Origin of the sequence: Thermogutta sp. (genome assembly GCF_014359955.1) — a bacterium.
Lineage (GTDB): Bacteria > Planctomycetota > Planctomycetia > Pirellulales > Thermoguttaceae > Thermogutta.
The window spans coordinates 1-1,954 of record NZ_JACIYL010000802.1; the positions used below are offsets into that span (position 1 = coordinate 1).

Genomic DNA, 1,954 nt, shown 5'->3' on the forward strand with positions numbered 1-1,954 from the left:
GCCCCGCAACATCACAACTTCCCGGTTTGCGGAAGGCATGTTGTCTTATCCACGTGATTGGTCCATACTGTGAAATCCGTACTGCCACATCTCCCGTGGCACAAACAGATGCAAACTTGGGAAGGTCCTCCGGAGGGTTCTCACCATGAGGTGTTTTCGACGTGGCCACGCGGCATGGATGCTCATCGTTGTCGCTGTTGGAAGCGTGACCGCACCGGTCGGCGCGGAATCGCTCAGCGACGTTCCGCCCCAATCACGGTACGTGCAGATCAGCGGGATTTATCCTCACCTGGCGGTCTTCAACCAACCTGCCGACCCGGCCGATCGCCCGAACCACGGGGAATGCGGAATTGGCGCGATCGCCGTGTGGGCCGACCGGCTCTGGTATCTCACCTATCCCCAGCACAAAACCCAGGGAAGCAACGACAAGCTCTACGAGCTGGATGCTGCGATGAACGTCCGCATCCGGCCGGAAAGCGTGGGCGGAACGCATGCCGCCCGATTGATTCATCGAGAGTCTCAGCAACTCATTCTCGGGCCGTACTTCATAGACCGGGATCGGAATGTTCGCGCCGCCGATCTGCGACAGTTACGGGGTCGCATGACCGCCATCATGCGGCATCTCGAGGATCCTGCCCAAAAAGTCTATTTCTATGACATGGAAGGTGCCCTGTACGAGGTGGACGTGAACTCCCTCGATGTCCGGCGATTGTTCGTCAAGCCGGTTCCCGGCTGGCACGGGAAAGGCGGTTACACGGCCCAGGGCCGCGTCGTCATTGCCAACAATGGCGAAGCAGGACCGGCCAGCGGCTACAAGGATCTTCTCGTGGGAGGACCGGCCAAAGGTGACGAAGCAGGCGTCCTGGCGGAGTGGAACGGCAAGACCTGGCGGATCATCGAACGGAAGCAATTCTGCGATGTGACCGGGCCGGGAGGAATCGAAGGCAGTCCGGATGACACCAGTCCACTTTGGGCCATCGGCTGGGACAAGCGATCCGTGATCCTCAAATTGCTTGACCACGGCACGTGGTTCACATTCCGACTGCCCAAGGGAAGCCATACATTCGATCCAACTCACGGCTGGTTCACGGAGTGGCCGCGGATCCGGGAAATTGCACCGGGACGATGGATGCTGTGCATGCACGGACAGATGTTTGACTTTCCCCCGCATTTCTCGGCCGCCAATCGGCAAGGCATTCGGCCGATGTGTACCCATCTGCGGATCATTCCCGATTTCTGCCACTGGCAGGGTCGGGTGGTCCTTGGTGCGGACGACGCCTCGATGATGAATAATCCCCTGTGCGGCCAGGCCCAATCCAATCTCTGGTTCGGATCCGTGGAAGAGCTTTATCGCTTTGGACCGGCGACCGGTTGGGGTGGGCCGTGGGTCAACGACGCGGTCGCGGCCGACACGCCCTCGGAGCCTTACCTCTTTGCCGGATACAGTCAGCGCGTTGCCCATCTTGCGCATGATGCTGATCAAATCGTGACGTTCACATTTGAGTTTGATCGCCAGGGCAACGGCACCTGGACACCCGGGCCATCGGTCACCATCCCTCCGCGCAGCTATGGCTGGTTTGTCTTTGATCCCGATGAGAAAGCCGAATGGATCCGTGTTAAAAGCTCGGTCGACTGCCACGCCACCGTGTATTTCCACTATTTCACTCCGCGGATCGAAAAGGAAAGTGAACAGGCAATCTTTCAAGCCCTGGCGGATGTGGACGAGCAAGCCGATTCCTGGGGTGGGCTGATCCGTCCGGCAGCGCACAATCGATCGCTGCAATTCCTCGCCGAGCGTGTCACGCCAGATGGCAAGCGGACGGAAGAGGGATATTTCGAGGTCGATATCACTCCCCAAGGCCGCCCGGTCGTACAAAAACCGGTGGACGATCGCACACAGGAAATGAAGCAAATCGCCGGCTTGAAAAGCGATTTTACGGTCGATGCAGGGTCG

The 1,954-nt window shown here is 59.1% G+C and carries 1 protein-coding gene; it reads left to right on the forward strand.

Annotation, left to right across the window (positions count from 1 at the left end; all coding sequences use genetic code 11):
* Positions 1 to 145 precede the first annotated feature (145 nt).
* Positions 146 to 1,954 (forward strand): hypothetical protein (locus H5U08_RS17105; protein WP_297035856.1); only part of this gene is annotated, 1,809 nt, incomplete at its 3' end.